This is a genomic window from Pseudomonas paracarnis, assembly GCF_904063055.1.
Classification (GTDB): Bacteria; Pseudomonadota; Gammaproteobacteria; order Pseudomonadales; family Pseudomonadaceae; genus Aquipseudomonas; species Aquipseudomonas paracarnis.
Genome location: NZ_CAJFCN010000010.1, coordinates 118,283 through 142,424 on the forward strand (window position 1 = coordinate 118,283; position 24,142 = coordinate 142,424).

The window sequence follows — 24,142 nt, forward strand, 5'->3', positions numbered from 1 at the left end:
GTCAACGATAACGCAGCGTATCCGGTTTAGCGCAGCGCTCAATAAAAAACCCCGCGCGACTTTCGAAGGCGGGGCTTTTTTACCGCAAGACCACTCAGTGGGCGTAGGTCAGCAACAGCTCTTTCGGCACTTGGAAATCCAGGGACATCATCACGCTGAGCGCGGTGATGGTGAAAATCGAGAACACGAACAGCTTGCGCGCCCAGACGGTGTCATCCACCGCCTTGTAGCCGGTCCAGGCCATGTACAACCAGTACATACCCATCGCGGCGGCGACGGCGAGGTAGCTCATGCCGGCGTAGCCACTGAAGGTCAACATCAAGGTCGCCACGAGGAAGGCCAGGATGTAGAGCAGGATGTGTTTCTTGGCCACCTGGATGCCACGCTTGACCGGCAATACCGGAATCGACGCAGCCAGGTAGTCATTGAAGCGGAAAATCGCGATGGCGTAGGAATGCGGCATCTGCCACAGGCTGAACATCACCAGCAGCACCAGCGCGGCCATGTCGAAGCTATTGGTCACAGCCACATAACCAATCACCGGCGGCATCGCCCCCGACAGACTGCCCACCAGCGTGCCGTGAACCGACTTGCGCTTGAGGTACAGGCTGTAGAGACCGACGTAGATGACAAAGCCAATCACGGCAAACAGCGCCGCCAACGGGTTGGCCACCTTGTACAACAGGGCCACACCGGCAACACCCAGGACGGTCGCAAAGATCAGTGCCAGCTTCAGGGAAATAAGCCCCTGGACCAGCACGCGATTCTTGGTGCGCTCCATCTTGATATCGATGTCACGGTCGATGCAGTTGTTGAATACGCAACCGGAAGCAACCACCAGGGACGTACCGATCATTGCTGCCAGGAAGATGGCCAGATCGACATGTCCCTTGGAGGCCAGGAAGAAACCGCCCGCCACAGAAAGCACGTTACCGAAAATGATCCCCGGTTTGGTGATTTGGATAAAGTGCTTAAGCGACATCGGGTCTTACCTCACTTCGCCATCATGTAGGTGTGGATGCTGAACATGATCCACAGCGACAGACCAACCAGCAGAACGATCACCAGGCCTGCGAACACAAACGCGATCACGTTCTCGCGCTGCTCTTTGGAGCGGTCCAGGTGCAGGAAGTACACCAGGTGAACCAGAACCTGAATCACCGCGAACGCCAGGACGATCATCAAGGTGATCGACTTCGGCAAGGTTGGGTACATCACCAGGCCGAACGGGATCAGGGTCAGGATGACCGACAGGATGAAGCCGATGGCGTAAGACTTTACGCTGCCGTGGCTTGAATCGTGGCTGTCATGGGAGTGTGCATTAGCCATTACAGAGTCCCCATCAAGTAAACGACGGTGAATACGCAGATCCAGACCACGTCCAGGAAGTGCCAGAACAGGCTCAGGCAGCTCAGGCGGGTCTTGTTGGTGTTGGTCAGGCCGTGCTTATTGACCTGATACATCATCACTGCCATCCACAGCAGGCCAGCGGATACGTGCAGACCGTGGGTGCCGACCAGCGTGAAGAACGCCGACAGGAAACCGGAACGGTGCGGGCCGTAGCCTTCGGAGATCAGCAGGTGGAACTCGTTGATCTCCATGCCGATGAAGCCCAGGCCGAACAGGAAGGTCAGGCCCAGCCAGCTCAGTACGCCCTTCTTGTTGCCCTTGTAGAAGGCCAACATGGCGAAGCCGTAGGTGATCGAACTGAACAACAGCAAGGCGGTTTCGCCGAGCACGTAAGGCAGTTCGAAGATGTCGTGGCCCGACGGGCCACCCGCTACGTTGTTTACCAGTACCGCGTACACCGCGAAGATCGACGCAAACAAGATGCAGTCGGTCATCAGGTAGAGCCAGAAACCGTAGACGGTTATTGGCCCCGAGTCGTGGTGGTGGTCATCGTGCCCATGGTCATCGACATGGGCGTGTCCAGCATTGGTCACTAAGTTCGACATGGTTTAAGCCTGTTCCAACGAGGTTTCTACACGGTTGGCCGGGATCTTCTTCTCGGCTACCAGGCGAGCGTGCTGCTCGGCTTCGATGCGTTCGATCGTTTCGACCGGCACCATGTAGCCTTGATCATCACGGGCAGCGTGAATGATGAAGTAACCGATAGTGCCCACCAGGCTCGCGATTGCCAGCCACCAGATGTGCCAGATCATCGCGAAACCGAACACGGTCAACAGCGCACCCATCACCACGCCAGTGGCGGTGTTGTTTGGCATGTGGATCGGCTCGTAGTGCTTGGGCTTCTGGTACGCAGTACCGTCTTCCTTGGCTTCGGTGAACGCATCAATGGTGTTCGCAGTAGGGATCACGGCGAAGTTGTAGAACGGTGGTGGCGACGAGGTCGACCATTCCAGGGTGTGGCCGTTCCATGGGTCGCCGGATTCGCACATGTTCTGCTTGCGATCACGCACGCTGACGTACAGCTGGATCAGCTGGCAGGCGATACCCACAGCGATCATCACCGCACCGAACATGGCAACGTACAGGTATGGTACCCACTCAGGGTTGGTGGTGGCGTTCAGACGACGGGTCATGCCCATGAAGCCCAGTGCATAGAGCGGCATGAACGCGACGAAGAAGCCCGAGATCCAGAACCAGAACGCAGCCTTGCCCCAACCTTCGTGCAGCTTGAAGCCGAACGCTTTCGGGAAGTAGAAGCTGAAACCAGCGATGTAGCCGAATACCGCACCACCGATGATCACGTTGTGGAAGTGAGCGATCACGAACAGGCTGTTGTGCAGCACGAAGTCAGCACCCGGGATGGCCAGCAGTACGCCGGTCATGCCGCCGATGGCGAAGGTCACCATGAAGCCCAGGGTCCACAGAACCTGGCTGGTCATGCGCAGACGACCGTGGTAGATGGTGAACAGCCAGTTGAATAGCTTCACCCCCGTCGGGATGGAAATCAGCATCGTCGCCAGGCCGAAGAAGGCGTTGACGCTGGCCCCCGAGCCCATGGTGAAGAAGTGGTGCAGCCATACCATGAAGCCCAGTACGGAGATTGCGCCCGAGGCGTAGACCATCGAGTGGTGACCGAACAGGCGCTTGCCGGTAAAGGTCGAGATCACTTCGGAGAAGATACCGAACGCCGGCAGGATCAGGATGTACACCTCAGGGTGACCCCATGCCCAGAACAGGTTCACGTACATCATTGGATTGCCACCAAGTTCATTGGTGAAAATGTGGAAATCCAGGTAACGGTCAAGCGACAGCAGCGCCATGGTAGCGGCCAGGATCGGGAACGAAGCCACGATCAGCACGTTTGCCCAGGTGCAGGTCCAGGTGAAGATCGGCATGTCCATCAGTTTCATGCCAGGGGCGCGCATTTTCAGGACGGTGGCCAGGAAGTTGACCCCCGTCAATGTCGTCCCGAGCCCTGATAACTGTAGCGCCCAGATGTAGTAGTCCACACCCACGCCCGGACTGTATTGCAAGCCCGACAATGGCGGATACGCAACCCAGCCGGTCTTGGCGAATTCGCCGACGCCCAGGGAAACGTTGATCAGCACCACGCCGGAAACCAGCAGCCAGAAGCTCAGGGAGTTCAGGAACGGGTAGGCAACGTCACGCGCACCAATCTGCAGCGGCAAGGCAAGGTTCATCAAGCCGGTGAAGAATGGCATCGCCATGAAGATGATCATGATCACACCGTGAGCGGTGAAGATCTGGTCATAGTGTTCAGGTGGCAGGTAGCCAGGCGAACCCTCGGTGGCCATGGCCAACTGGGTACGCATCATGATGGCGTCGGCAAAACCACGCAGCAGCATGACCATGGCAACGATGACGTACATGACGCCGATTTTCTTGTGGTCGACCGAGGTCAACCACTCGGTCCACAAGTAGGACCACTTCTTGAAATAGGTGATACCCGCAACCAGCGCCAAACCACCCAGCGCGATCATGGCGATAGTCACCATTACGATCGGCTCGTGGAATGGGACCGCGTCCCAACTTAATTTACCAAACATCGTTTACTCCTCTGCCCCAGCAGTTGAATGCGCGCCCGTATCAGAACCTTCAACCACGGCCACTTCTTTCTTCTCGTGCTTGACCGGCTTGCCTGGCTTCATACCTTCGTACTTGTCGACGATTTTCTGAAACAGGTCCGGCTCATACGCGGAGTACAAGGCGACAGGGTTGTTCTGGCTCGGTTTGGTCAGAGCGTCGTATTCAGCTTGATCAAGCTGTTTAGGTGCGGCCTTGACTGCAGCTACCCAGGCGTCGAAATCTTCCTGGCTTGTCGAGATCGCTTTGAATTTCATGCCGGTGAAGCCAGCGCCGCTGTAGTTGGCGGAGATGCCTTCCATTTCAGCTTTCTGGTTGGCGATCAGGTGCAGGCGGGTCTGCATGCCTGCCATCGCGTAGATCTGGCCGCCCAGTGCAGGGATGAAGAACGAGTTCATCACGGCGTCGGAGGTGATCCGGAAGTTAAGCGGGGTGTGCTCCGGGAAGCGGATCTCGTTGACAGTGGCGATACCCAGGTCCGGGTAGATGAACAGCCACTTCCAATCCAGCGCGACCACTTGGATGTTCACAGGCTTGACGTCGGACTCCAGCGGACGGTACGGGTCCAGCGCGTGGGTCGACTTATAGGTGATGTAACCCAGGGCGATGATGATGAGGATCGGAACCAGCCACACCGCGATCTCGATCTTGGTGGAGTGCGACCACTTCGGCGCGTAGGTAGCGCTGGTGTTGGACGCGCGGTATTTCCAGGCGAAGGCGAAGGTCATCACGATCACAGGCACCACAACCAGCAGCATCAGCAGGGTAGCGGTGATGATCAGGTTTCGTTCATCCAGACCGACCTGTCCTTTTGGGTCGAGCAAGGTCCACTTGCAGCCTCCCAGCATTAACATCATGCCAAGCAGCGGCAAAAAGCCTAGTAATCGGGGGTACCTGTTTTTACTCATCTCACGACCTCTAAAGCAGCTTGCGCAATGCAGTTGGGTTTTGATCGCCAACACTTCACCCTGCCAAGGGTTGGCATTTCTCTTCGATTGAATAAGAGCCTGCCCGACACGTCATGACTGTACGTTTCACGGACCTGCAGTGAGTTCTTATTCGATTTCGTGGCTAAAGGCCTTGTTACAGACCAATTCCATTTGGTGCGGATAGTTGAAAGGCTGCCGGAACCTGGGGTCGCATTGAGCCTTCCATCTGCTCCTCGACCGCTCCAATGCTCAAATATTGAACAGCACCGGACATTCAGTGCGGGCGATTGTAGTTAGCTAGCGATGTATAAACCATGTCTTATAAAGAAATAATTTTTATCGATTCCAGCAACAATCCTTCACCAAAGTTGCAAAGATTCGCGATCTTATCGTGTTCGATTCTCAACAAAAACCACAAAAATTGCCGTGTTATTGGGCACAGTGCCACTTCCCTTACGGCTTGTAAGGGCATGCGGATGCCGTCCAAGTCCCCATAAAACAAGGCATTCATAGAGGCAGCAGGGGTTGGAGCCGCACACAAATCGGGCCACTGCACGAACCACGAACTGACAGCACAATTTGTGCGCCGGGTGCAAATTAAAGGGCCGATTTGGCGGGTCAGAAACGCCCTGCGACAGCGTCCGTGTGACAACATGTCGCACGCTGCGCGCACCTTCCGTTGCCCCTCGTCACGGTGCTTTCACAAATCCCTACAAACAAAAACGCTCCGGCCTTCATTCAGAAGGAACGGAGCGTTTGGCAACCGCAGTGACTCAGGCTTTGGGGTGACGGTTGCGATAGATGCACAGGGGCACCAGGATCGCCGTCAGCACGAATGCCACCAGTGCCCATTGGGCCAGGGACAGGCCGAGGATCGGCGGGTAGGGAGTGCTGCAAAAGCCGTCGACCTGGAAGCCCAGGGGAAACACCTTGGCCAGGGGCAGGTCGTCGACGATCGGCTGCAACACATCGATGCCGCAGCTGACCTGGGGGAAAAACTGGGTGTACACATGGTGGCCGGCCGCAGCCACGCCACCCAAGGCGCTGAGCACCACCCACCCTTCAAAGAACGTCAGCGCGCCCTTGGTGCGCATGGCGGCGCCGATGAACGCAAAGAGCGCAATCAGCAGCAAGGCGTAGCGCTGCAGAATGCACAGCGGGCACGGCGCTTCGCCCAGCACCACTTGCATGTACAGCGCCCCGCCAATCAGCGCCAGGCAGATGATGCCCAGCAACACCAGAAAGCGCCGCTCCCTGCCTAAACGCATGTCGTCAATCATCCCCGTCTTTCCCTTTCTCTGATTATGGTTGTGCCTGATGGCAACGAGTTTACACACAGGCAGTGGTTAAAACAGAGGGGGGTTAACAGCGGATTAATCGTGGCAAATGTAATGATCGTGCGGACGCCATCGCGGGCAAGCCCGGCTCCCACATTGGAATGCAATCCTCTGTGGGAGCCGGGCTTGCCCGCGATGATGCCGATACGGTCAATTGGCCAAATTCTATTCCAACGCCGCCGCCGGGCCAAAGAACTCATAGCGCGCCTGCTTCTCCGGCACACCCAGCGCCTTGAGATGGCGCTTGACCGCCGCCATGAAACCCTTGGGGCCCAAGAAGTAGGCATCAATATCACGCTGCTCAGGCAACCAGGCTGCCAGTTGCTCCTGGTTGAGCATCCCGACCTGGTCTGCCGCCGGGCTGATACCGTCATCCTCGGCATAGCAGTAGAAACGCTTGAGCTGCGGATGCTGGGCCGCCAGCGTGTCCACCCAATCACGGAACGCATGCACCCCGCCGTTACGGGCGCAATGGATGAAGTGCACCGGGCGTTCGGTTGCCAGGGCGGCTTCGAGCATCGGCAGTGTGGGCGTAATGCCTACCCCGCCGCTGATCAACACCAGCGGTTTATCACTGGCGGCCAGGGTGAACTCACCCGACGGCGGGAACAGGTCAATGGTCGCGCCGACGTGCATCTGGTCGTGCAGGTAATTGGAGACCCGCCCGCCCACTTCGCGCTTGACGCTGATGCGGTACAGCCCGGTGTCGGTGAGGGCCGACAGGGAATAGTTGCGGCGCACTTCTTCGCCATCGAGCACCAGTTTCAGGCCGATGTACTGGCCGGGGGCTGCGGCCAGGATCGGGCCGTTGTCCACCGGGGCGAAGTAGAAGGAGATGATCTCGTCGCTCTCCTCCACGCGCTTGACCAGCAGGAACGCCCGCGCACCCCGCCAGCCGCCGGGCGCCTGGGCTTTTTCGTCGTAGATGGCCGCTTCGGCGCCGATCAGAATGTCCGCCAACTGGCCGTAGGCCGCGCCCCAGGCACTCATGACCTCGGGGGTGGCAATCTCGCTGCCCAGCACTTCGGAAATAGCCCGCAGCAGGCAGGCCCCAACGATGGGGTAATGCTCCGGCAGAATCTGCAAGGCCACGTGCTTGTTGATGATCTTGGCCACCAGGTCGCCCAGTTGGTCCAACTGGTCGATATGCCGCGCGTACATCAGCACGCCATTGGCCAGGGCGCGAGGCTGGTCACCACTGGCTTGGTGGGCCTGGTTGAACAGCGGACGGACTTCGGGATACTCGGACAGCATCATGCGGTAAAAATGGGTGATCAGTGCTTCACCGCCGCTTTCCAGCAGGGGCACAGTGGATTTAACGATGGCACGGTCTTGGGCACTCAGCATGGGAGACTCCTCGGTCTTTTTACTCATTACCCTTAGGTAGTCAGTATTCGTGCCAACTAATAAACCCATGTTTTTCAATAGCTTAAACATTATGTAGTCAGTATGACCTCCTACGCTTTATAGTCATATCGACTATAAGGAGTCATTATGACTGCAAAACCGCTGCTCACCGCCCTGCTGCCGCTGGTCGCCGATCTGTCCCGGGAACTGCCCGAAGGCGAGCGCTACCGCCGCCTACTGCAAACCATGCGCGCCCTGTTGCCCTGCGATGCCGCCGCGCTGCTGCGGCTGAATGGCGAGTGGCTGGTGCCGCTGGCGGTGGATGGCTTGAGCCCTGACACATTGGGCCGACGTTTCAAGATCAGCGAACACCCGCGCTTTGAAATACTGCTGAGCAGCCCCGGCCCTACCCGCTTCGACAGCGACAGCCAATTGCCCGACCCCTATGACGGCCTGGTCGCCGGTTTACACGGCCACCTCGAAGTCCACGACTGCATGGGCTGCCCGCTGTTTATCGACGACCAGCCGTGGGGCCTGCTGACCCTTGACGCTCTCGACAACGAGCGCTTTGAACGGGTCGAACTGGACGCGCTGCAGGCCTTCGCCAGCCTGGCCGCGGCCACGGTCAATGTGGCTGAACGCATTGAGCGCCTGGCGCTGCGGGCCGAAGACGAGCACCAGCGCGCCGAAATCTATCGCCAGGCCAGCGGCCAGCAGCACAAGGAAATGATCGGCCAGAGCAAGGCGCATAAACGGCTGGTCGAGGAAATCAAGCTGGTAGGCGGCAGCGACCTGACCGTGCTGATCACCGGCGAAACCGGGGTCGGCAAGGAGCTGGTGGCCCAGGCGATCCATGCCGCGTCATCGCGTGCCGACAAGCCGATGATCAGCCTCAATTGCGCCGCACTGCCGGAAACCCTGGTAGAAAGCGAGCTGTTCGGCCATGTACGCGGCGCTTTCACCGGAGCGCTGAATGAGCGCCGAGGCAAGTTTGAACTGGCCAACGGCGGCACGTTGTTCCTGGACGAAGTCGGTGAACTGTCATTGAGCGTACAGGCCAAGCTGCTGCGCGTGCTGCAAAGCGGCCAGTTGCAGCGCCTGGGTTCGGACAAGGAACACCAGGTGGACGTGCGCCTGATTGCCGCCACCAACCGCGACCTTGCCGAAGAAGTGCGCAATGGCCGCTACCGTGCCGATTTTTACCACCGCCTGAGCGTGTACCCGCTGCAAGTGTCGGCATTGCGTGAACGCGGGCGTGATGTGCTGCTGTTGGCTGGCTTCTTCCTTGAACAGAACCGTTCGCGCATGGGCCTGGGCAGCCTGCGCCTGACCGGCGATGCCCAGGCGGCGTTGCTGGCCTACAACTGGCCCGGCAATGTGCGCGAGCTGGAGCACTTGATCGGCCGCAGCGCGTTGAAAGCCCTGGGCAACTGCCGCGAGCGCCCGAAAATTCTCAGCCTGAGCGCCCTGGACCTGGACTTGCCCGACGTGAGTACGGCGGTGGCCGAACAAGCACCGGCCCAAGCCCTGCCCATGGTCAGCGGCGACCTGCGCCAGGCCACCGAGCACTACCAGCGCCAACTCATCAGCGCCTGCCTGGAACGCCATCAGCGCAACTGGGCCAGCGCCGCCCGCGAACTGGGCCTGGACCGCGCCAACCTGGGGCGCATGGCCAAGCGGCTAGGCCTCAAATAAAGCAGGCACCTCAGTCCAATGTGGGAGCTGGCTTGCCTGCGAAAGCGGTGGGTCAGTTAAAGACACATTGACTGGCACACCGCCTTCGCGGGCAAGCCCGCTCCCACAGGGGATTCGTGGCAGGTGCTGCTTCTATCGGCAAGCCAGCTCCCACATTCAGGCTTGGCTAGCCTTGAGGCCCGCCAAGATGGACCGGGGTTTACCAAACACCAGCACATTCCCCAGCATCACCAGCACCAGCCCCATCAACGCCGGCGCCGTCCACTGGTAGCCCTCGGCCACGGCCGACACATTCAGCGCCACCACCGGAAACAGCACCGTGCAATACGCCGCCTTCTCCGGGCCCATGCGGCCCACCAGGGTGAGGTAAGCGGTAAAACCAATCACCGAACCCGGGATCACCAGGTACCACAGCGCACCGATATACCGCGCACTCCAGTCCATCTCGAACGGAATGCCACGCACCGCACAATAGGTCGCCAGCATCGCCGCCCCATAGGCCATGCCCCAGGCATTGGTGGTCAACGGCTTGAGCCCAGCCTTCTGTTGCAGGCTGGACAACAGGTTGCCCGCCGAGAAGCACAGGGTGCCCAGCAGGGCCAAGCCCAGGCCCAACAGGGTTTGCGGGCTAGCGGTATGCCCAACCAGCTCCGGCCAGAATAAAAAGCCCAGCCCCAGCAACCCAAGCGCCCCGCCCATCAACACGTTACGCGCCACCCGCTGGCCGAAAAACACTCGGGCATTGAGCGCGTTCCACAAGGTCGCCGTGGAGAACACCACGGCCACCAGGCCACTGGGGATCCACTGGCTGGCAGTGAGAAAGCACATGAAGTTGACGCAGAACAGGCACAGCCCTTGGGCCAGGCAGATCAGGTGCCCGCGCCGGTTCATCACCTGCAACTTGCGGCTGAGCAGCAACAGCGCAAACAGCACCAGCGCCGCCAGGCCGAAGCGATAGACAATCGACACGGGAATCGCCACCACGCCCAGCTGCCACTTGAGCGCAATCCAGGTGGTGCCCCAAATCAGCACCGTGAGTAAATACAGGAAGAGGTTCATAGCAGGCTCCGTCGTTTGAGCCACAGTGTTGCCTTCAACCACCCTGAGGTTCTTGCACATTCTTGCGCTTTTGTCGGGCGATGGGCTCACAGCGCCCGCCGCCGGGAGTAGGATGCAAGACGTCGGAGAACACACCATGCCAGAGCTGGAATCGCTGCACGTCTTTCAATCCCTCAACCGCTCGCCTCACGCACGCTTGGAAGCCTGCGCCGAGCTCGGTGACGGTTTGTCTGCGGCCGTGTGGAGCAACCACCACGATGCCCAGGACTACCAGGCGCCCAGCCATCACACCTTGTCCTGTTATATCGGCGGCGGCACGGGCACCTTTCGCCGTGACCGGCCAGGCACCAAGGGCGGCCCCGACAAATTGTGCATACTGCCGGCCGAGCACCAGTCGGCGTGGGTGATCAATGGCGAGATACGCCTGGCCCATGTGTATTTCAGCCCGGAGCAATTTGCCCTCGGCTGCGTCACCCTGCTGGACCGCGAGCCGCGGGAGTTGCAGTTGCGTGAGACGACCTTCCTTGAGGACGCCCGTCAGGCCCGACGCTTTCACCAGTTGATTAGCCTCAACTGGCTCGAACCCGGCGAGCGCCTGCTGACCAGCAGCCTGGCCCATGAACTGCTCAGCCACACCCTGCTCAACCAGGTCGGCGTGCGCGACGGCCTGCGCCTCAAAGGCGGGTTGGCGGCGCACCAACGGCGGCGTTTGGTGGAGTACATCGACCACCATGTTGAAGATCCCATCAGCCTCGGCCAGTTGGCGTCGATGTGCGCGCTGTCGGAATACCATTTCGCCCGGATGTTCCGTCAGAGCTTCGGCGTGCCGCCCCATCAATACCTGCTGGCACGCCGCCTGGCACGCGCGCAAACTTTGCTGCGCAGCAGCTCGTTGCCCTTGGGTGAGGTCGCCTTGAGGTGCGGTTTTTCCAGCGCCAGCCATTTCAACCAACGCTTTCGCCAAGCCATGGGCGCCACCCCGGGTGAATATCGCCAGGCACTGCGCGCCTAGGCCATCAAGCCCAGCGTCTTGGCCTTGGCCACCGCCTGAGTGCGGCGCTCCACCCCGAGTTTGCTGTGGATGCGCCGTGCATGGGTCTTGACGGTGTGCAAGGAGATATACAGGCGGTCGGCGATTTCCAGATTGGAGTTGCCCAGGGCGATCAACTGCAACACTTCGAGTTCGCGCTGGCTCAGAGGGTTTTGCGTCGCACCGGCAGGCGTGACCTGAGGCTCCAGGCCCAGCTCACTCAATAGCCCGGGTGCACGCAAGCGCAGTTCGCGAATCGCCTGCTGTACCTGGCAACGAGCCGCCAGCGCCAGCCCGGCCTGCAATGCACGACGGGCCAACGCCGGGTCACCGAGTTGCCAGGTCACCTCACCCAACACCAGGTGCAGTTCGGTTTCCAGACACAGCATGCCGCGCTGCCGGGAGGTTTCGAGCAAGGCATTGAGCCGTGCGATAGGTTGCTCGGCACAGCCCAGCCTGACCTCGGCCAGCACCAGCAAATACTCCAGACGCGGGATCAGTTCCAGGGTCGCCGGCGGTGCCTGCTTGGCACTGGGCCCACGGAAATGGCGCAACACCCGGCGCACCGCTTGTACCGTCAATTCAGCCCGGCCCTGTTGTAGCCACAGGTGTCCGCTGACCAACAACAACACCGCGCGATACACCGTCTCCGGGACATGGCGCTGCTGCATCAGGCGCTCGGCGTCGCGCAATTGAATGAACGCCTGGGCGTAGTCGCCACGGTTGGCCGCCAGCAGCGCCAGGCCGAGATAGCCATATAGCACGCGCTTGTCCTGGCTCTGCAGGCACAGCGTCAAGCCGGTCTCAAAGCATTCGCACGCCAGGGCGTCCTGGCCTTGCCGCAAGGCCAGGTGCCCACGGCGCAGGACGATGCGCCCCACCAATGGCCCGGCCCTGAGCCGCTGGCGAGCCAGCATCGCCTGCACCGTTTCCAGCAGGCTCTGCGCCCGATACGGCGCGCCGCGCTGCTCCAGTAACTGGGCGTGGTCCAATTCCAGCAGGGATTCGAGCACCAGCGAACCGTGAGCACGTGCCAGGCACAATGCTTCGCGGCTCAAGCTCTGGGCGACATCCAACTCACCGCGCAGCAGGGCTTGCTGGGTCAGGCCCGACAGGCACATCAGGCGTGAGGTCCAGGCGCTGTCAGGCAAGGCTTGCAGCGCTTCGAGCAAGTGTTCGCGGGAACGCTCGGCATCACCGCTCAAATGCAGCAACCAACCCCACTGCGCCTGCCAGCGCGCCAGCAGATAGCGCTGCGCGGCGGGCGTCGGTTGCGGGGCGAACCGGGCCAGTTGGTCGATACACAAGGCCGCCTGTTCGAAGCGCCCGGCAAACAACAACGCGGCCGTGAGCAGCCCCACCAGTTGCGCCGACCCCAACATCAATTCATCGCCCTGCTGTTCATGCAGGCGCAACAGCAGCACGGCGTTCTGCTGGCGAAACAAATCCTCGAAACTGAAGTGCTGCAACAGGCTCACCGCCACTTCATATTCCTGCGCCAGCAACGCCTGCTCGAACGCGGCCTGCCAGTCACCCTCGGCGCTGAACCATTGGCACGCGCGTCGGTGCCAGGAGCGTTTGGCCGGCCAGGGCTCATCGCGCAGCAGTCGCGCCAACGGTGGGAAAATGTGGAGCCAGTCGCTGGTGTCTTCCCAGGGCTGGATAAACGCACCCAGTGCCTGCAATTCGCGCAAATGCTCAGCGCCGTCACCACCACCGAACAAGTACTCACACAGGTTCAGGTTGAAACGCGGCAGATGGGCCAACACCCGCCAGGCCTCAGCCAATGGCGCCGACAAGGTGTTGAATAGCTCATGCTGCAGGTAATCGAACAGGGTTTTGTCGGGGTGGCCGTCGCCCAACAAGGCGATACGCACACCGGCGCACCAACCGGCGCTGAACTGCATCAGGCTGTCGACGGTATGCCCCGGGGCGAGCAGTTGCTCGACTTCCTCGGCGCTGAAAAACAACTCGCTGCACTCCAGCAACTCATCGTCGAGCAACAGGCGTGGCCAATTGCACAACGGGCGCCGTCGCGCGCCCAGCCACCAGGTCAACTGCGGGCTGCCAGCGGCGAGCAAACGGTCCAGCAGCGCATCCAGCTCAGGCGCAGGTGAGCGACAGAAATCATCCAGAAACAACCACGTGGTGTGTGGCCAACGGCCCAAGTCGAGCAATAACGTGGCTTCATCCACAAACGGCAAGCCAAGCTGCTGCGCCAGCCGTGCGCAGAATTCCAAGGGGCTGAGCGCGGCACCGTTGAGTGGCATCCACACCACCTGACACCCCTTCGGCGCCTGCAACGCACACTCGGCGAGCAACGCGCTCTTGCCACTGCCACCCGGCGCGCACAGCAACCTTACCCGCGCCTGCGCCGTCAGCAGCGGCACAGTCAGCCGCGCACGCAACACATGGTGGGCGGACAGCCGTGGCATAAATCCAGAACGGTCCAGGCAGCGGGTCATGGCGGTCATTGCTGCATCCTGCTGTTTTTATTGTTGCGTCACCCTAGACCTGTGGTTGGCGGTTGTTGAAGAAGTATTCAGCGGGTTGATTGAAGACCATAAAAACCAAGGTATACGTCCTTCAGTGTGGGAGCTGGCTTGCCTGCGATGGCGGTGCAACAGCAATCGATGAGCGGCCTGGCCCACCGCTATCGCAGGCAAGCCAGCTCCCACATTTTCAACCTCATTTCAGTGTGGAATCAGCGAACGCCCGCCGACCTCAGTGCGGCCGGGGTGTAGTCCGCCGCCTTGGCTGCGAAACCGAACACGAAACTGCTTTTCTCCTCGTTCTTCATGCCCAGCGCGATGTAGCGTCCGGCAATCAGGTCGTACAGGGTTTCCACGGTGTAGGCCGGCACCTGGTGGTCGTAGTAGAACTGCGCATGGCCTTCGGCAACGCGCCACAGTTGGCCGCGGCCGTCGTAGTGGTCCACCAGGGCGACTTGCCAGCTGTCTTCGTCGATGAACATATGGCGTTTGGCATAGATGTGCCGCTCGCTGGGCTTGACGGTGCCGACCACTTCCCACACGCGGTGCAACTCGTAACGGGTCAGGTCCTGGTTGATATGCCCGGCCTTGATGATGTCGTCGTACTTGAGGCTTGGCGAATCGAGCTTGTAGCTGTTGTAGGGAATGTACATCTCCTTCTTGCCCACCAGTTTCCAGTCATAACGGTCGGGCGCGCCGGAGAACATGTCGAAGTTGTCGGTGGTGCGCAGGCCGTCGGAGGCGGTGCCTGGGCCGTCGTAGGACACCTGCGGCGCGCGCCGCACCCGGCGCTGGCCGGCGTTGTAGATCCAGGCCAGGCGCGGTTCCTCCACCTGGTCGAGGGTTTCATGCACCAGCAGTACGTTGCCCGCCAGCCGCGCCGGGGCGGTGACCGATTGCTTGAAATAGCTGAGCACGTTGGCGGCCTTGGCCGGGTCGATATCCGGAATGGCTTGCGGCACCGCTACTTCTTCTTCGAAACGGATCGGCGTGTAGCTGCCATTGGTCTGGGGCGTGGCCTGAGTGATGATGCGCCGCAGGTTGCCGCCGTGGTAACGGGTGATGTGATTCCACAGCACCTCGACGCCATTTTTAGGGATAGGGAACGCGTAGTAACGGTTGCCGGTGAAGTTCTCCAGGCCGTTGCCATCGTTGATCGCCTTCACATTCAAGGCGCTGCGCTTGATCGACTCGTAAATGTCCGCCGGCAAGTTGACCGTACGGTGGCTGGGGTACACCGGGATCTTGTAGGTCTCGGGATAGCGCTTGAACATCGCTACCTGGCCGTCGGAGAGCTTGTCCTTGTACTTGTCCACCGTGGCAGCGGTGATCACGAACAGTGGTTTTTCACTGGCGAAGGGGTCGGCGAGAAACCCCTTGCTGTCCACCGCGCCTGCATTCTTGGGGATGCCGCCGGTCCAGGCCGGAATCGAGCCATCGGCGTTGCCGGCTTTTTCCGCGCCGACCGGGGTCAGGGAAGTGCCGAGCTTGGCTGCTTCTTCGGGCGATACCGCCGCCATTACGTTGGCGGCCAATACGCTCAGGGCCAACATTGCAATCATCTTACGCATAGGGTCTTGTCCTTCTTTTAAGCCAGATCAGAAGTTCACGCCGAAGCTGAGGGCGAGGAAGTCGCGGTCGGTCAGGGTGTTGTAGTCACCGCCAAAAAAGTCGGTGTAGCTCAGGCTTGCGGTGTAGGTGCTGCGATAGTCCGCATCCACGCCGACGCTGATGGCCTTGGCGCCTTTGTTGAACAGGCCGTTGGGGCCGTAGCCCGCCACGTCGTGGGACCAGGACAGGTTGGGCTTGAGGTTCACACCGGCAATGGCGTTGTTGTAGTCAAGGATCGCCCGCGCCCGGTAGCCCCACGAGGTGGAGGTGACAAAACCGTCGGTGTCACCTTGAAAACCGTAGGCGCCGTACACCGAGTCTCGGCCGTAACGCAGTTTGGTTTTGTCTTCCAGGCCGGCGACGTGCACCACCGCCGCTTCGCCCACCAGGGTCAGGCGCTCGGCGCCCAGTACCTGGTCGAAGAACTGGGTCATGGTGCTCTGGATCTGGGTGATTTCCTTGCGGCGATAGCCTTTGTTGTCATCGCCGAAATTGCTGCGGATGGGTGAGGCGAGTTGGCCCGCAATGGGATTGACCAGGGCCAGGGTCAGGTCAGTGGTGTTGAGCTGCACCGGCGCATTGGGCCGATAGCTGATTTCGCCGGTCCACGCCGTGCCCGTGGGCAAGGTGGTGGAGAAACTGGCGCCGAACAGGCGGATGTCTTCCGGGTAATCCAGGTAGTACTGGCCGCGGCCAAGCATGGTGCTTTGCGCCAAACCGCCCCCGGAACCGGGTGCTAGGGCGTTGGCGGTGTTGATGATGCGCCCGATTGTGGCCAGGTTGGTATTGGCGGTCAGGGTGCCGACGGTCGGTGTACGGCTGTGGTAGTTCATGAAATACAGGCCGTATTCAGTGTCATCGCCCAGCCAGCGCAGGGCCGCGCCGAACTGGCCGGAGTCACGCGCATCGCGGTCACCGGCACGCCGCACGATCACGCCTTCATTGGTCACGCCAAACCCTTGACCAAAGGCAGCGGCCACCGGTTGCAGCGGTCGGATCGCCGGGCTGCCCACGGTGTAGTTATTGGTGCAGCCGTCCGCCGCCACGTCCCCACCGAAGAAGGTGCCGCAGTTGTCGAGCACCGTCTGGTCCCATTCCAGTTGGTAGAAACCTTCCACTGTCAGTTGATTGGTCAGGCTCTGGGAGGCAAACAGCATGTTCACCGGGATCAAGCCTTCCTTGATCTCGGCACCGGGCCTGCGAAACGCCGACACGTCGATCGGGTTGATGCTGTTGATGGAGTTACCGATGAAGGTACTTTCGCCCCAACTGACCACCTGCTTGCCGGCGCGCACGGTGCCGGGCAGGTCGCCCAGGGAGTAGTTGTGGTAGACGAAGGCATCGAGGATCTGCGCACCGCTGGACTTGGCGCCTTCCTTGCGGTTGTGATCGCTGATGGGCTTGAACTCGCGGTCTTCGTCCTTGAGCTCGAAGTCGTACCAATACTTGCCACGCACGAATACGCCGGTGTCGCCGTACTTCAACTCAAGGTCGTGCAGGCCCTTGAAGATCTTGGAGAAGGTCTCGCCCTTCTTGAAGTTGAGGCGCCCGTCATCCCCGGTGGACGCCTGGCCCGTCCCGCCATTGACCGTGCCGACCAGGCTTTTATCGGCATCGCGCATGCCCCAACTGGCGCCGACCGACAGCGAGGAGTCGAATTGCCCTTCGATCTCGCCGATGTTGAACGAAACAGCCTGCGCCTGGGCACAGCAGCCCAGCGCAACCGCAGTGGCCAGCGCCTGTGGCGTGAAGATGGCGCGCATTATTGTTTTTGTCATGCGTCTTCCCCGGTGAGTGACAGAAGGCCCCACCCTACTGCCGCCCTTGAGGAGCGATAAGCGCACCAAGGAGGTATTCGTGTTGTCGCTCGAAAGGATGACGGGGTTCTCTGGCCGGGCGTTGGCTTGGTGACATGCATGCGATGGATGAAGGGTTATCAGAAGGATCGATGGCGCCCTGTAATTATTGCCGATCTGGTAATAGTCCTTGTCCTGATTCGCTATTACTCATTTTGTTACAACCGACTATTCTAGCCTGGCTTTCAGGGCAAACAGCCCGCTCCCGCATTGGGGAGAAAAGCTGATTTATAACGGATTGATCCCGTAATCAGTCTGTTCCCGGTGTTCACTGACGTTGATTTGTCGCTCCTTGATCCAACGTCTTACTTCGGCCGCTGCCTATGCAGCGGCCTTTTTTATGCCTGCAATAAAACGGGGCGTCATCGACGCCCCGTGGGATTCATTGATTTACCGGCAATGATCAGAGGCTGAACTTCTGCAAGTTGGCCATCATTTCCTTCAGTGCCTCGATATTGTCCTTGGGGTGCGCAGCCCCTTCGAAATCGCAGATCTGCTGCCAGTGCGCGGCCACGTCCTCCGGCGAAAAACCGGCCTCGGGATCAAAACCCACACCCAGGCTGCGCTCCCAACGGGTCTTGCCGATCCAGCCGCCACCCACTTCAAACAAGCCTGCGGTTTCTTCACAGGCGTCACTGCCCAGGTACACCACCAGCGGGCTGACCAGTTCCGGCTTGAGGCGCTCGAACACCTGCGGCGGGATCAGCCCTTCGGTCATGCGTGTGCCACCGGTGGGGGCAATCGCGTTGACCAGAATGTTGTTCTTGCGCCCTTCCAGCGCCAAGGTGCGGGTCAAGCCATACAGGCCCAACTTGGCCATGCCGTAGTTGGACTGGCCGAAGTTGCCGTAAATGCCTGACGTCGACGCCGTGAAGATCACCCGGCCATAACCCTGCTCGCGCAAATGCGGCCAGGCGGCGCGGGTGACTTTGTAGGCGCCTTCGACATGCACCCGGTAAACCAGGTCCCAGTCGTTGTCGTCCATTTTGTGAAAGGTCTTGTCGCGCAGGATGCCGGCGTTGTTGACCACCACGTCGACCCGGCCGAAAACATCCAGGGCGTTCTGTACGATCTTGTCGCCGTCGGTGACGGAGTCATGGTTGGCCTCGGCAATACCGCCTGCCGCGCGGATCTGCGCCACCACCCGGTCGGCCGCCGAGGCGTTGGCGCCCTCGCCTTGGGTTGAGCCACCGAGGTCGTTGACCAGCACTTTGGCCCCGTGCTTGGCGAACAGCAGCGCATGGGCCTGGCCCAAGCCACCACCGGCGCCGGTGACGATCACGACCTTATCCTGGAACTGCACTGACTCACTCATACCGAACTCCGCTGGCGACAATGGGATAGGCAGAGTGTCACGCACGCAGCCTTTGGTCACAATAAAGACGGCCGGGGCTGAATGGTGCTTGATAAGGCAGCGGGATGATGCGCGGAATCAGGAATAGGCCGCGCGCGGTGAAGGCTGGCTGATGCGCTCACGAAACGCCTGGTAATGCTTGAGCACCTGGACCGGCGCCTCGATCTGCGGGTAGTGGCCGATATTGGCCAGCCTTATCGTGTCGGGCGCGGGCACCAGTTGGCGATAGCGCTCGACCATATGAGCCCCGGAAATCGGGTCTACTTCGCCGTCGATCACCCGCAGCGGCACTTCACCTCGCTGCATGGCCGTGAGCCAGCGCTCGCGCAGACGACGGCGCTGGGGGATGTAGGCGATGAGTTTGTGCAGGATACGCGGGCCGTCGTTGCAACTGATCAAACTCCAGAAATCATCCAGCACGCTTTCACTGGGCCGCGTCTGGGGGCCGAAGATCTGGTTGAAACTGCTGGCCAAGGCATTGCGCCCAAAGGCCCGACCGATCATCCAGCCCAACGGGCTGAGCAGCAGCTTTTGCACCAGCGCCGGCCGATGGGTTTCCGGAAACAGTCCGCCGTTGAGAAATACACAACTCGCCATCGGGAACCGGCCCTCGTAATGCCGAGCCAATAATTCCTGGGCGACACTGTCGCCGTAGTCATGAGCCAACACATGCACCGGCTGCTCTACGCGCAGGTGCTCAAGCAGCGCCTGTTGCAGATCGGCCTGTTCCAACAGGCAATAGTCGTGGTCCAAGGGTTTGGCCGAGTCGCCAAAGCCGAGCATGTCGCAGGCAATCACCAGATTGCGCTGGGCCAGGGGTTGCCACAGGTAGTGCCAGTCCCAACTGGCCGTGGGGAAACCATGAATCAGCAGCAACGGCTCGCCCTGCCCGGCCACCCAATACCGCACGGTGTGGCCACGAAAGACGAAGTCCTGGCCGCGCTTGCGCCAGGCTCTGAGCGGTATCTCGGCGAGTGGCATCAGCTTTTATACCCGGGGTCCTGGTGGTCCAATTTGCGTAGCAGCGCCGGCCAGGCCAGCGCACCACCCATACCTTGGGCGCTTTTTGTGACAGCTGCCACCATCGCCTTGGCACCGGCGAGAATCTGCGGCTCGATGGCGATCAACTCGGTGCCGCCGCTCTGGGCCAGCACCTGGATCTCGCAGGCGCGCTGGAAGGTGAACATCATCAGGAAGGTATCGGCGATGGTGCCGGCGCAGGTCAGCAGGCCGTGGTTATGCAGCATCAGGAAATTGTTCTGGCCCAAATCCGCTTGCAGGCGGGCCTTTTCCTCGTGATTGAGCGCCACGCCCTCATAGGCGTGATAGCCCAGGCTGGACAGTACAAACAGCGATTGCTGGCTGATGGGCAATACACCCTGCTTTTGCGCACACACCGCCACGCCCGCAGCAGTGTGAGTGTGCAGCACGCAGGTCACGTCGTGGCGCACTTCGTGGATGGCGCTGTGGATGGTGTAGCCCGCAGGGTTGATCTCGTAGGGGCTCTCCATTTGCTTATTGCCGGCCTGGTCAACCTTGACCAGGCTCGACGCGGTGATCTCATGGAACATCAGCCCATAGGGGTTGATCAGGAAATCTTCAGTACCCGGCACCTTGGCCGAAATATGCGTGAAGATCAGGTCATCCCAACCGTGCATGGCCACCAGGCGATAGCAGGCCGCAAGGTCCACGCGGGTTTGCCATTCGGCGGCGCTGACCTGGGCTTTGACGTTTTGTGGCGATGGAGCAGGGGCTAGGCTCATGGCAATGACCTCCTTGGCGCACTTCTTATGGTGTCTAAAGTGAGAGCCAGTCTAGTCAGACGCCGAGGCGCAAGGAGTTTCCTTGGCAGCCAGCTTGATGACTGAGCGAGTCAGTCAAGAGAATAGTACAAATACGTGTCAAACAAGCGCCGTCAATAACGGCGCTCCCTGGGGCTCAACCGCGCAGCGCGGTGATCAAATCGGCCAGCCAAGGCTCGGCGTCAGCTTCCGGGGTGACGCTTTCGCTGGCGTCCAGGCGCAGCATCGGCTGCACTTCGCGGATGCCCAGTTCGGCGAACAATTCGCGCATTTGTTCACCGCCGCCACAGAAAGTATCGCCATAGCTGGCGTCGCCCAGGCCGATGACCGCTCCCGGCAGGCCGCGCCAGGCGGCGGGCAGTTGGTCGCGGATGGTTGAGTACAGAGGCTGCAGATTGTCGGGCAACTCGCCCATGCCGGTGGTCGAGGTCACTGCCAGGAATGCATCGGGAGCAAAGGCCTGCACGTCTGCCAGCGTGGCACGTGCGTTGTGCCAGGCGTTGAAACCTGCGTCCTTGAGGATTTCTTCCGCGTGGCGAGCGACTTCTTCAGCCGTACCGTAGACCGAGCCGGAGAGGATGGCGACTTTCATCAATCTGATCCTGTGGTTGAGTGAAAGCGTGGGATATTAGCAGCCTGTGCCAATATTTCAGTGCGCACCGTGCAACATTCCAGACTTGCCATAAACTGGCAAGGTCAAAACCAGGCCATGGACCGCTCTATGATTAACGCCAAACTGTTGCAAATGGTCGTCAATGCGTCCAACGACGGAATCGTTGTTGCCGAGCGCGAAGGCAACGACAAACCGCTGATCTACGTCAACCCGGCCTTCGAACGGCTGACCGGCTATACCCTCGACGAGATCCTGTATCAGGACTGCCGCTTCCTGCAGTCGGGCGACCGCGACCAACCGGCCTTGATCGCCATCCGTGACGCGCTCGACAGCGGCGGCGCCTGCCGGGAGATCCTGCGCAACTTTCGCAAAGACGGCACGCCTTTCTGGAACGAACTGTCGCTTTCGACCGTGTACAACGAGGTCGACAAGCAAACGTATTTCGTCGGCGTGCAAAAAGACGTCACCACTCAAGTCAAAGCCCAACAGCGCGTCGCCCAGCTGGAAGCCCAGTTAGCCGAGCTCAAAAGTGAGCTCGCGGCACTCAAGGCGACGAGTGGAATTAACAAACTGTAAAAAACGCGGTCTTTAGAGCGATAATGGCTTTTTAATGCCTCAGCCTTGAGCTAGATCAATGCAACGCGACACGCTATTGACGCAGGACGAGCTGGATTTTATCCAGGACATGCAGCACAACCCGCAGCTCAACCTGCGGGATGCATGGTCGAGCCTGACGGTTAATGGCGGCGCACAGATTCGCGATTTGCTCACGCGGCTAGCGGCTCACGACCAGGTCACCATCCAGGCGCAGTTCGACAACCAGCAACTCACCTTCCCGTTGCACCTGGTGGAAGATGAGTTTCATGCCGTGCATTTGCGCCTGGGCGTACCGAGCATTTTTGAAGATGGGCCGATGATCCGCCCGTGGCGCCTGGCGCTTGAAACGCCGGTGGCGCTGGAAAACATCAAGGGCTACTCCAGCGCGCTGTGGGTGCACGAAGTGTCATTCAAAGGGGTGCTGGTAGGAGTGCGTGGCCGGGTCAAACCGCCAAAGACGTTTTCCCTGTGGTTCAGCCCTTCCGGCTACGAACGCATCGCCCTGCGCGGTACGCTGGAGCGGGAAACCGCCCGCGGCCTGTTCGCTTATCGCCTCAGCCAGAGCGATGCCGATGAGATCGAACGGTTACGCCAGTTCATCCTGCACCAGCATCGCCTGGTTCATCCTCACGTTCATGCCTGAGACTCCAGATGGCCGCTGAGCAGTTGCTGCAAGCGGCGCGGCATCAAGCGCCCGTCATTGCCCAGACAACCAATCGATGCCCCCTCCAGGCTGTGTTCTGCCAGCTCTGACGCCTCTCCAGCCAGCAGCAACGGGCAGTCGAGGGTGAAGGCCAGGCGATTGAGCCGCGACGCCAGCTCTGCGCCAGGGGCATGGTTGGAAAACAGCACCAGGGCTTGCGGCCGAGTGCGCTCACAGATCAGCGTCAACTCATCCAGTGGCTGGCCAACGCCCAGGACCTTGACCGCCAGTTTCTCGCTCGACATCAACAAGCCCGCCACCAGCAACTCCAGCTCACGGCACTCTCCGGCAATGGCTGACAGCAATACCCTGGGCGCTGGCGAGGCACAGGCCATTTGCAGGCACCGTGCGACACGCGAGCGCAGGAAATTATCGAAGAACAGCCACTCGCTGGCTTGGCCAAAGCGGCCTTGGTGACGTAACAACTGCTGCCACAGCGGGACCAAAATGTCTTGGAACACCACGGTTGTCGAATAGACGCTGAAGATCTGGCCGTACAACCGGTCGAGCTCACGATCATCAAAAGCACTGATGGCCTGCCGCAGTTGCGCCTGCCATTGGCGCCACTCCAGTTCGGTATCGCTGCGTGACGCGGTAGCCGGCTCGTTGGGCTGTGGGTCGCGCGCCAAAAGCTTGCCGACTTTGCTCACCGCCACGCCCCGCTCGATCCAGTCGAGGATGCGGTGCACGGTTTCAATATCGGTGCGTGAGTAAAGCCTGTGCCCACTTTCGGTGCGTACAGGCTGGATCAAACCGTAGCGACGCTCCCACGCACGCAACGTCACCGGGTTTACACCTGTGAGTCTTGCCACTTCACGAATCGGAAACAGCCCCTCGCAGTCAGAGTGGCTGTCGGCTGTCGTTTCGCGAAGAGGCGCAGTGATTTCGGGCATCAGCGGTCAAAAAACTTGTATGAATTTGAACACCATTTAACGCCGATTGAACTGCATGATTCAAGATCTACGGCGATCCATCCGAAGTTTCTGGCGTATTTGGGCAAATCCGGAATAATCCTTGCCTGTTCTTTTGCGTCGCTGCACCACCCCGCAGCCTCGTTCGTGCACAGCCTACCCGGCTCGGCGCACTTGCTGATTTGGAGATATACGATGTCTACCTCACCCGTCACCTTGATGGTTGCGCGCCGCGTGGCCAAAGGTCGCTACGAAGAACTGATGGCCTGGCTGCGTGAAGGCGAGCAATTGGCGACTGACTTCCCCGGTTACCTGGGTTCCGGCGTGCTGGCCCCGCCACCCCATGATGATGAGTTCCAGATCATCTTCCGCTTTGCCGATGAAAAAACCCTGCATGCCTGGGAATTCTCCGCGTCGCGCAGCGCGTGGCTGAGCCGAGGCAGCGAGCTGTTTGCCGACCCGTCGGAACACCGCGTCAGCGGTATCGATGGCTGGTTTGGCGCAGTGGGTGCCCGCCCGCCACGCTGGAAACAGGCGGTGGCCATCTGGTTGGCTTTTTTCCCGGTATCGCTGCTGTTCAACTTCGGCCTGGGCTCGCTGCTCAGCGAGTTAGACCTGTTCAGCCGCGTACTGGTCAGCACCGCTGCCCTGACCCCGTTGATGGTTTACCTCTTTATACCGCTGTCGACCCATCTGCTGGCGAACTGGCTGCACCCTTCGCCCCCTCGCAAGGTCACCGAAGCAGCCGCTTGAGTACAGGGAGGCCGGGGCGCTGGTATAGTTTGAGCCTGC

Annotated in this window: 21 protein-coding genes; 5 read left to right on the top strand and 16 right to left on the bottom strand. The window is 60.3% G+C overall.

Going from position 1 to position 24,142, the window contains the following annotated elements; all coding sequences use genetic code 11:
• Nucleotides 1-94 precede the first annotated feature (94 nt).
• The 7 genes from cyoE to hmpA form a co-directional block, all read right to left on the bottom strand.
• Complete coding sequence (cyoE, locus tag JMV15_RS20760) at nt 95-982, bottom strand: heme o synthase (protein ID WP_019817484.1); 888 nt, start codon at nt 980-982, stop codon at nt 95-97.
• A gap of 11 nt (nt 983-993) precedes the next feature.
• On the bottom strand, nt 994-1,329 hold the full coding sequence (gene cyoD, locus JMV15_RS20765; protein ID WP_003194051.1) for a cytochrome o ubiquinol oxidase subunit IV: 336 nt from the start codon (nt 1,327-1,329) through the stop codon (nt 994-996).
• Nucleotides 1,329-1,955, bottom strand: a complete 627-nt coding sequence (locus JMV15_RS20770) for a cytochrome o ubiquinol oxidase subunit III (protein WP_003194052.1) — start codon at nt 1,953-1,955, stop codon at nt 1,329-1,331. Before JMV15_RS20770 ends, cyoD begins: the two co-directional genes overlap by 1 nt.
• Nucleotides 1,956-1,958: 3 nt before the next feature.
• Nucleotides 1,959-3,977, bottom strand: a complete 2,019-nt coding sequence (cyoB, locus tag JMV15_RS20775) for a cytochrome o ubiquinol oxidase subunit I (protein WP_003194053.1) — start codon at nt 3,975-3,977, stop codon at nt 1,959-1,961.
• 3 nt (nt 3,978-3,980) lie between these two features.
• Nucleotides 3,981-4,922 (bottom strand): ubiquinol oxidase subunit II, encoded by a 942-nt coding sequence (cyoA, locus tag JMV15_RS20780; RefSeq protein WP_003194054.1) that lies wholly within the window; start codon nt 4,920-4,922, stop codon nt 3,981-3,983.
• A gap of 794 nt (nt 4,923-5,716) precedes the next feature.
• Entirely contained in the window at nt 5,717-6,223 is a 507-nt protein-coding gene (locus JMV15_RS20785) for a disulfide bond formation protein B (protein ID WP_014719865.1), read from the bottom strand.
• 222 nt (nt 6,224-6,445) lie between these two features.
• Nucleotides 6,446-7,627 (bottom strand): NO-inducible flavohemoprotein, encoded by a 1,182-nt coding sequence (gene hmpA / locus JMV15_RS20790; RefSeq protein ID WP_014719866.1) that lies wholly within the window; start codon nt 7,625-7,627, stop codon nt 6,446-6,448.
• Nucleotides 7,628-7,774: 147 nt separating this feature from the next.
• Between hmpA and norR the strand changes: the two genes are divergently transcribed.
• Entirely contained in the window at nt 7,775-9,322 is a 1,548-nt protein-coding gene (norR, locus tag JMV15_RS20795; protein ID WP_019817482.1) for a nitric oxide reductase transcriptional regulator NorR, read from the top strand.
• Between the two features lie 156 nt (nt 9,323-9,478).
• On the opposite strand, the gene JMV15_RS20800 is transcribed toward norR, so the two are convergent.
• Nucleotides 9,479-10,381: a DMT family transporter gene (locus JMV15_RS20800; RefSeq protein WP_014719868.1), complete on the bottom strand. Its 903-nt coding sequence runs from the start codon at nt 10,379-10,381 to the stop codon at nt 9,479-9,481.
• 136 nt (nt 10,382-10,517) lie between these two features.
• Here JMV15_RS20800 and JMV15_RS20805 point away from each other — a divergent pair, with 136 nt between their 5' ends.
• On the top strand, nt 10,518-11,393 hold the full coding sequence (locus JMV15_RS20805) for a helix-turn-helix domain-containing protein (protein WP_014719869.1): 876 nt from the start codon (nt 10,518-10,520) through the stop codon (nt 11,391-11,393).
• Here the strand turns inward: JMV15_RS20805 and JMV15_RS20810 are convergent.
• From JMV15_RS20810 to JMV15_RS20840, 7 genes are all read right to left on the bottom strand, one after another.
• Nucleotides 11,390-13,885 carry a helix-turn-helix transcriptional regulator gene (locus JMV15_RS20810; RefSeq protein WP_019817481.1) on the bottom strand — a complete coding sequence of 832 codons (2,496 nt, stop codon included), beginning with the start codon at nt 13,883-13,885 and terminating at the stop codon, nt 11,390-11,392. The genes JMV15_RS20805 and JMV15_RS20810 overlap by 4 nt on opposite strands.
• A gap of 230 nt (nt 13,886-14,115) precedes the next feature.
• Nucleotides 14,116-15,474, bottom strand: coding sequence for a DUF1329 domain-containing protein (locus JMV15_RS20815; RefSeq protein WP_201491892.1), 1,359 nt, complete (start codon nt 15,472-15,474; stop codon nt 14,116-14,118).
• A gap of 27 nt (nt 15,475-15,501) precedes the next feature.
• Entirely contained in the window at nt 15,502-17,292 is a 1,791-nt protein-coding gene (locus JMV15_RS20820) for a DUF1302 domain-containing protein (protein WP_014719872.1), read from the bottom strand.
• Nucleotides 17,293-17,773: 481 nt separating this feature from the next.
• Complete coding sequence (locus tag JMV15_RS20825) at nt 17,774-18,685, bottom strand: SDR family oxidoreductase (protein ID WP_014719873.1); 912 nt, start codon at nt 18,683-18,685, stop codon at nt 17,774-17,776.
• Nucleotides 18,686-18,802: 117 nt separating this feature from the next.
• The gene (locus JMV15_RS20830) at nt 18,803-19,705 is read right to left on the bottom strand and encodes an alpha/beta fold hydrolase (protein WP_014719874.1); all 903 of its coding nucleotides are present in this window, start codon (nt 19,703-19,705) and stop codon (nt 18,803-18,805) included.
• Nucleotides 19,705-20,487 carry a class II aldolase/adducin family protein gene (locus JMV15_RS20835; protein ID WP_014719875.1) on the bottom strand — a complete coding sequence of 261 codons (783 nt, stop codon included), beginning with the start codon at nt 20,485-20,487 and terminating at the stop codon, nt 19,705-19,707. Before JMV15_RS20835 ends, JMV15_RS20830 begins: the two co-directional genes overlap by 1 nt.
• Before the next feature lie 175 nt (nt 20,488-20,662).
• Nucleotides 20,663-21,118, bottom strand: coding sequence for a flavodoxin (locus JMV15_RS20840; protein WP_014719876.1), 456 nt, complete (start codon nt 21,116-21,118; stop codon nt 20,663-20,665).
• Between the two features lie 129 nt (nt 21,119-21,247).
• On the opposite strand from JMV15_RS20840, the gene JMV15_RS20845 reads away from it, so the two are divergent.
• On the top strand, nt 21,248-21,715 hold the full coding sequence (locus tag JMV15_RS20845; RefSeq protein ID WP_014719877.1) for a PAS domain-containing protein: 468 nt from the start codon (nt 21,248-21,250) through the stop codon (nt 21,713-21,715).
• A 58-nt stretch (nt 21,716-21,773) separates the two neighbouring features.
• The gene (locus JMV15_RS20850) at nt 21,774-22,379 is read left to right on the top strand and encodes a hypothetical protein (RefSeq protein ID WP_014719878.1); all 606 of its coding nucleotides are present in this window, start codon (nt 21,774-21,776) and stop codon (nt 22,377-22,379) included.
• On the opposite strand, the gene JMV15_RS20855 is transcribed toward JMV15_RS20850, so the two are convergent.
• The gene (locus tag JMV15_RS20855) at nt 22,370-23,332 is read right to left on the bottom strand and encodes a MerR family transcriptional regulator (RefSeq protein ID WP_014719879.1); all 963 of its coding nucleotides are present in this window, start codon (nt 23,330-23,332) and stop codon (nt 22,370-22,372) included. The genes JMV15_RS20850 and JMV15_RS20855 overlap by 10 nt on opposite strands.
• 213 nt (nt 23,333-23,545) lie before the next feature.
• Between JMV15_RS20855 and JMV15_RS20860 the strand changes: the two genes are divergently transcribed.
• A complete protein-coding gene (locus tag JMV15_RS20860; RefSeq protein WP_014719880.1) occupies nt 23,546-24,103 on the top strand; it encodes an antibiotic biosynthesis monooxygenase in 558 nt (185 codons plus the stop codon).
• Nucleotides 24,104-24,142: the final 39 nt, after the last annotated feature.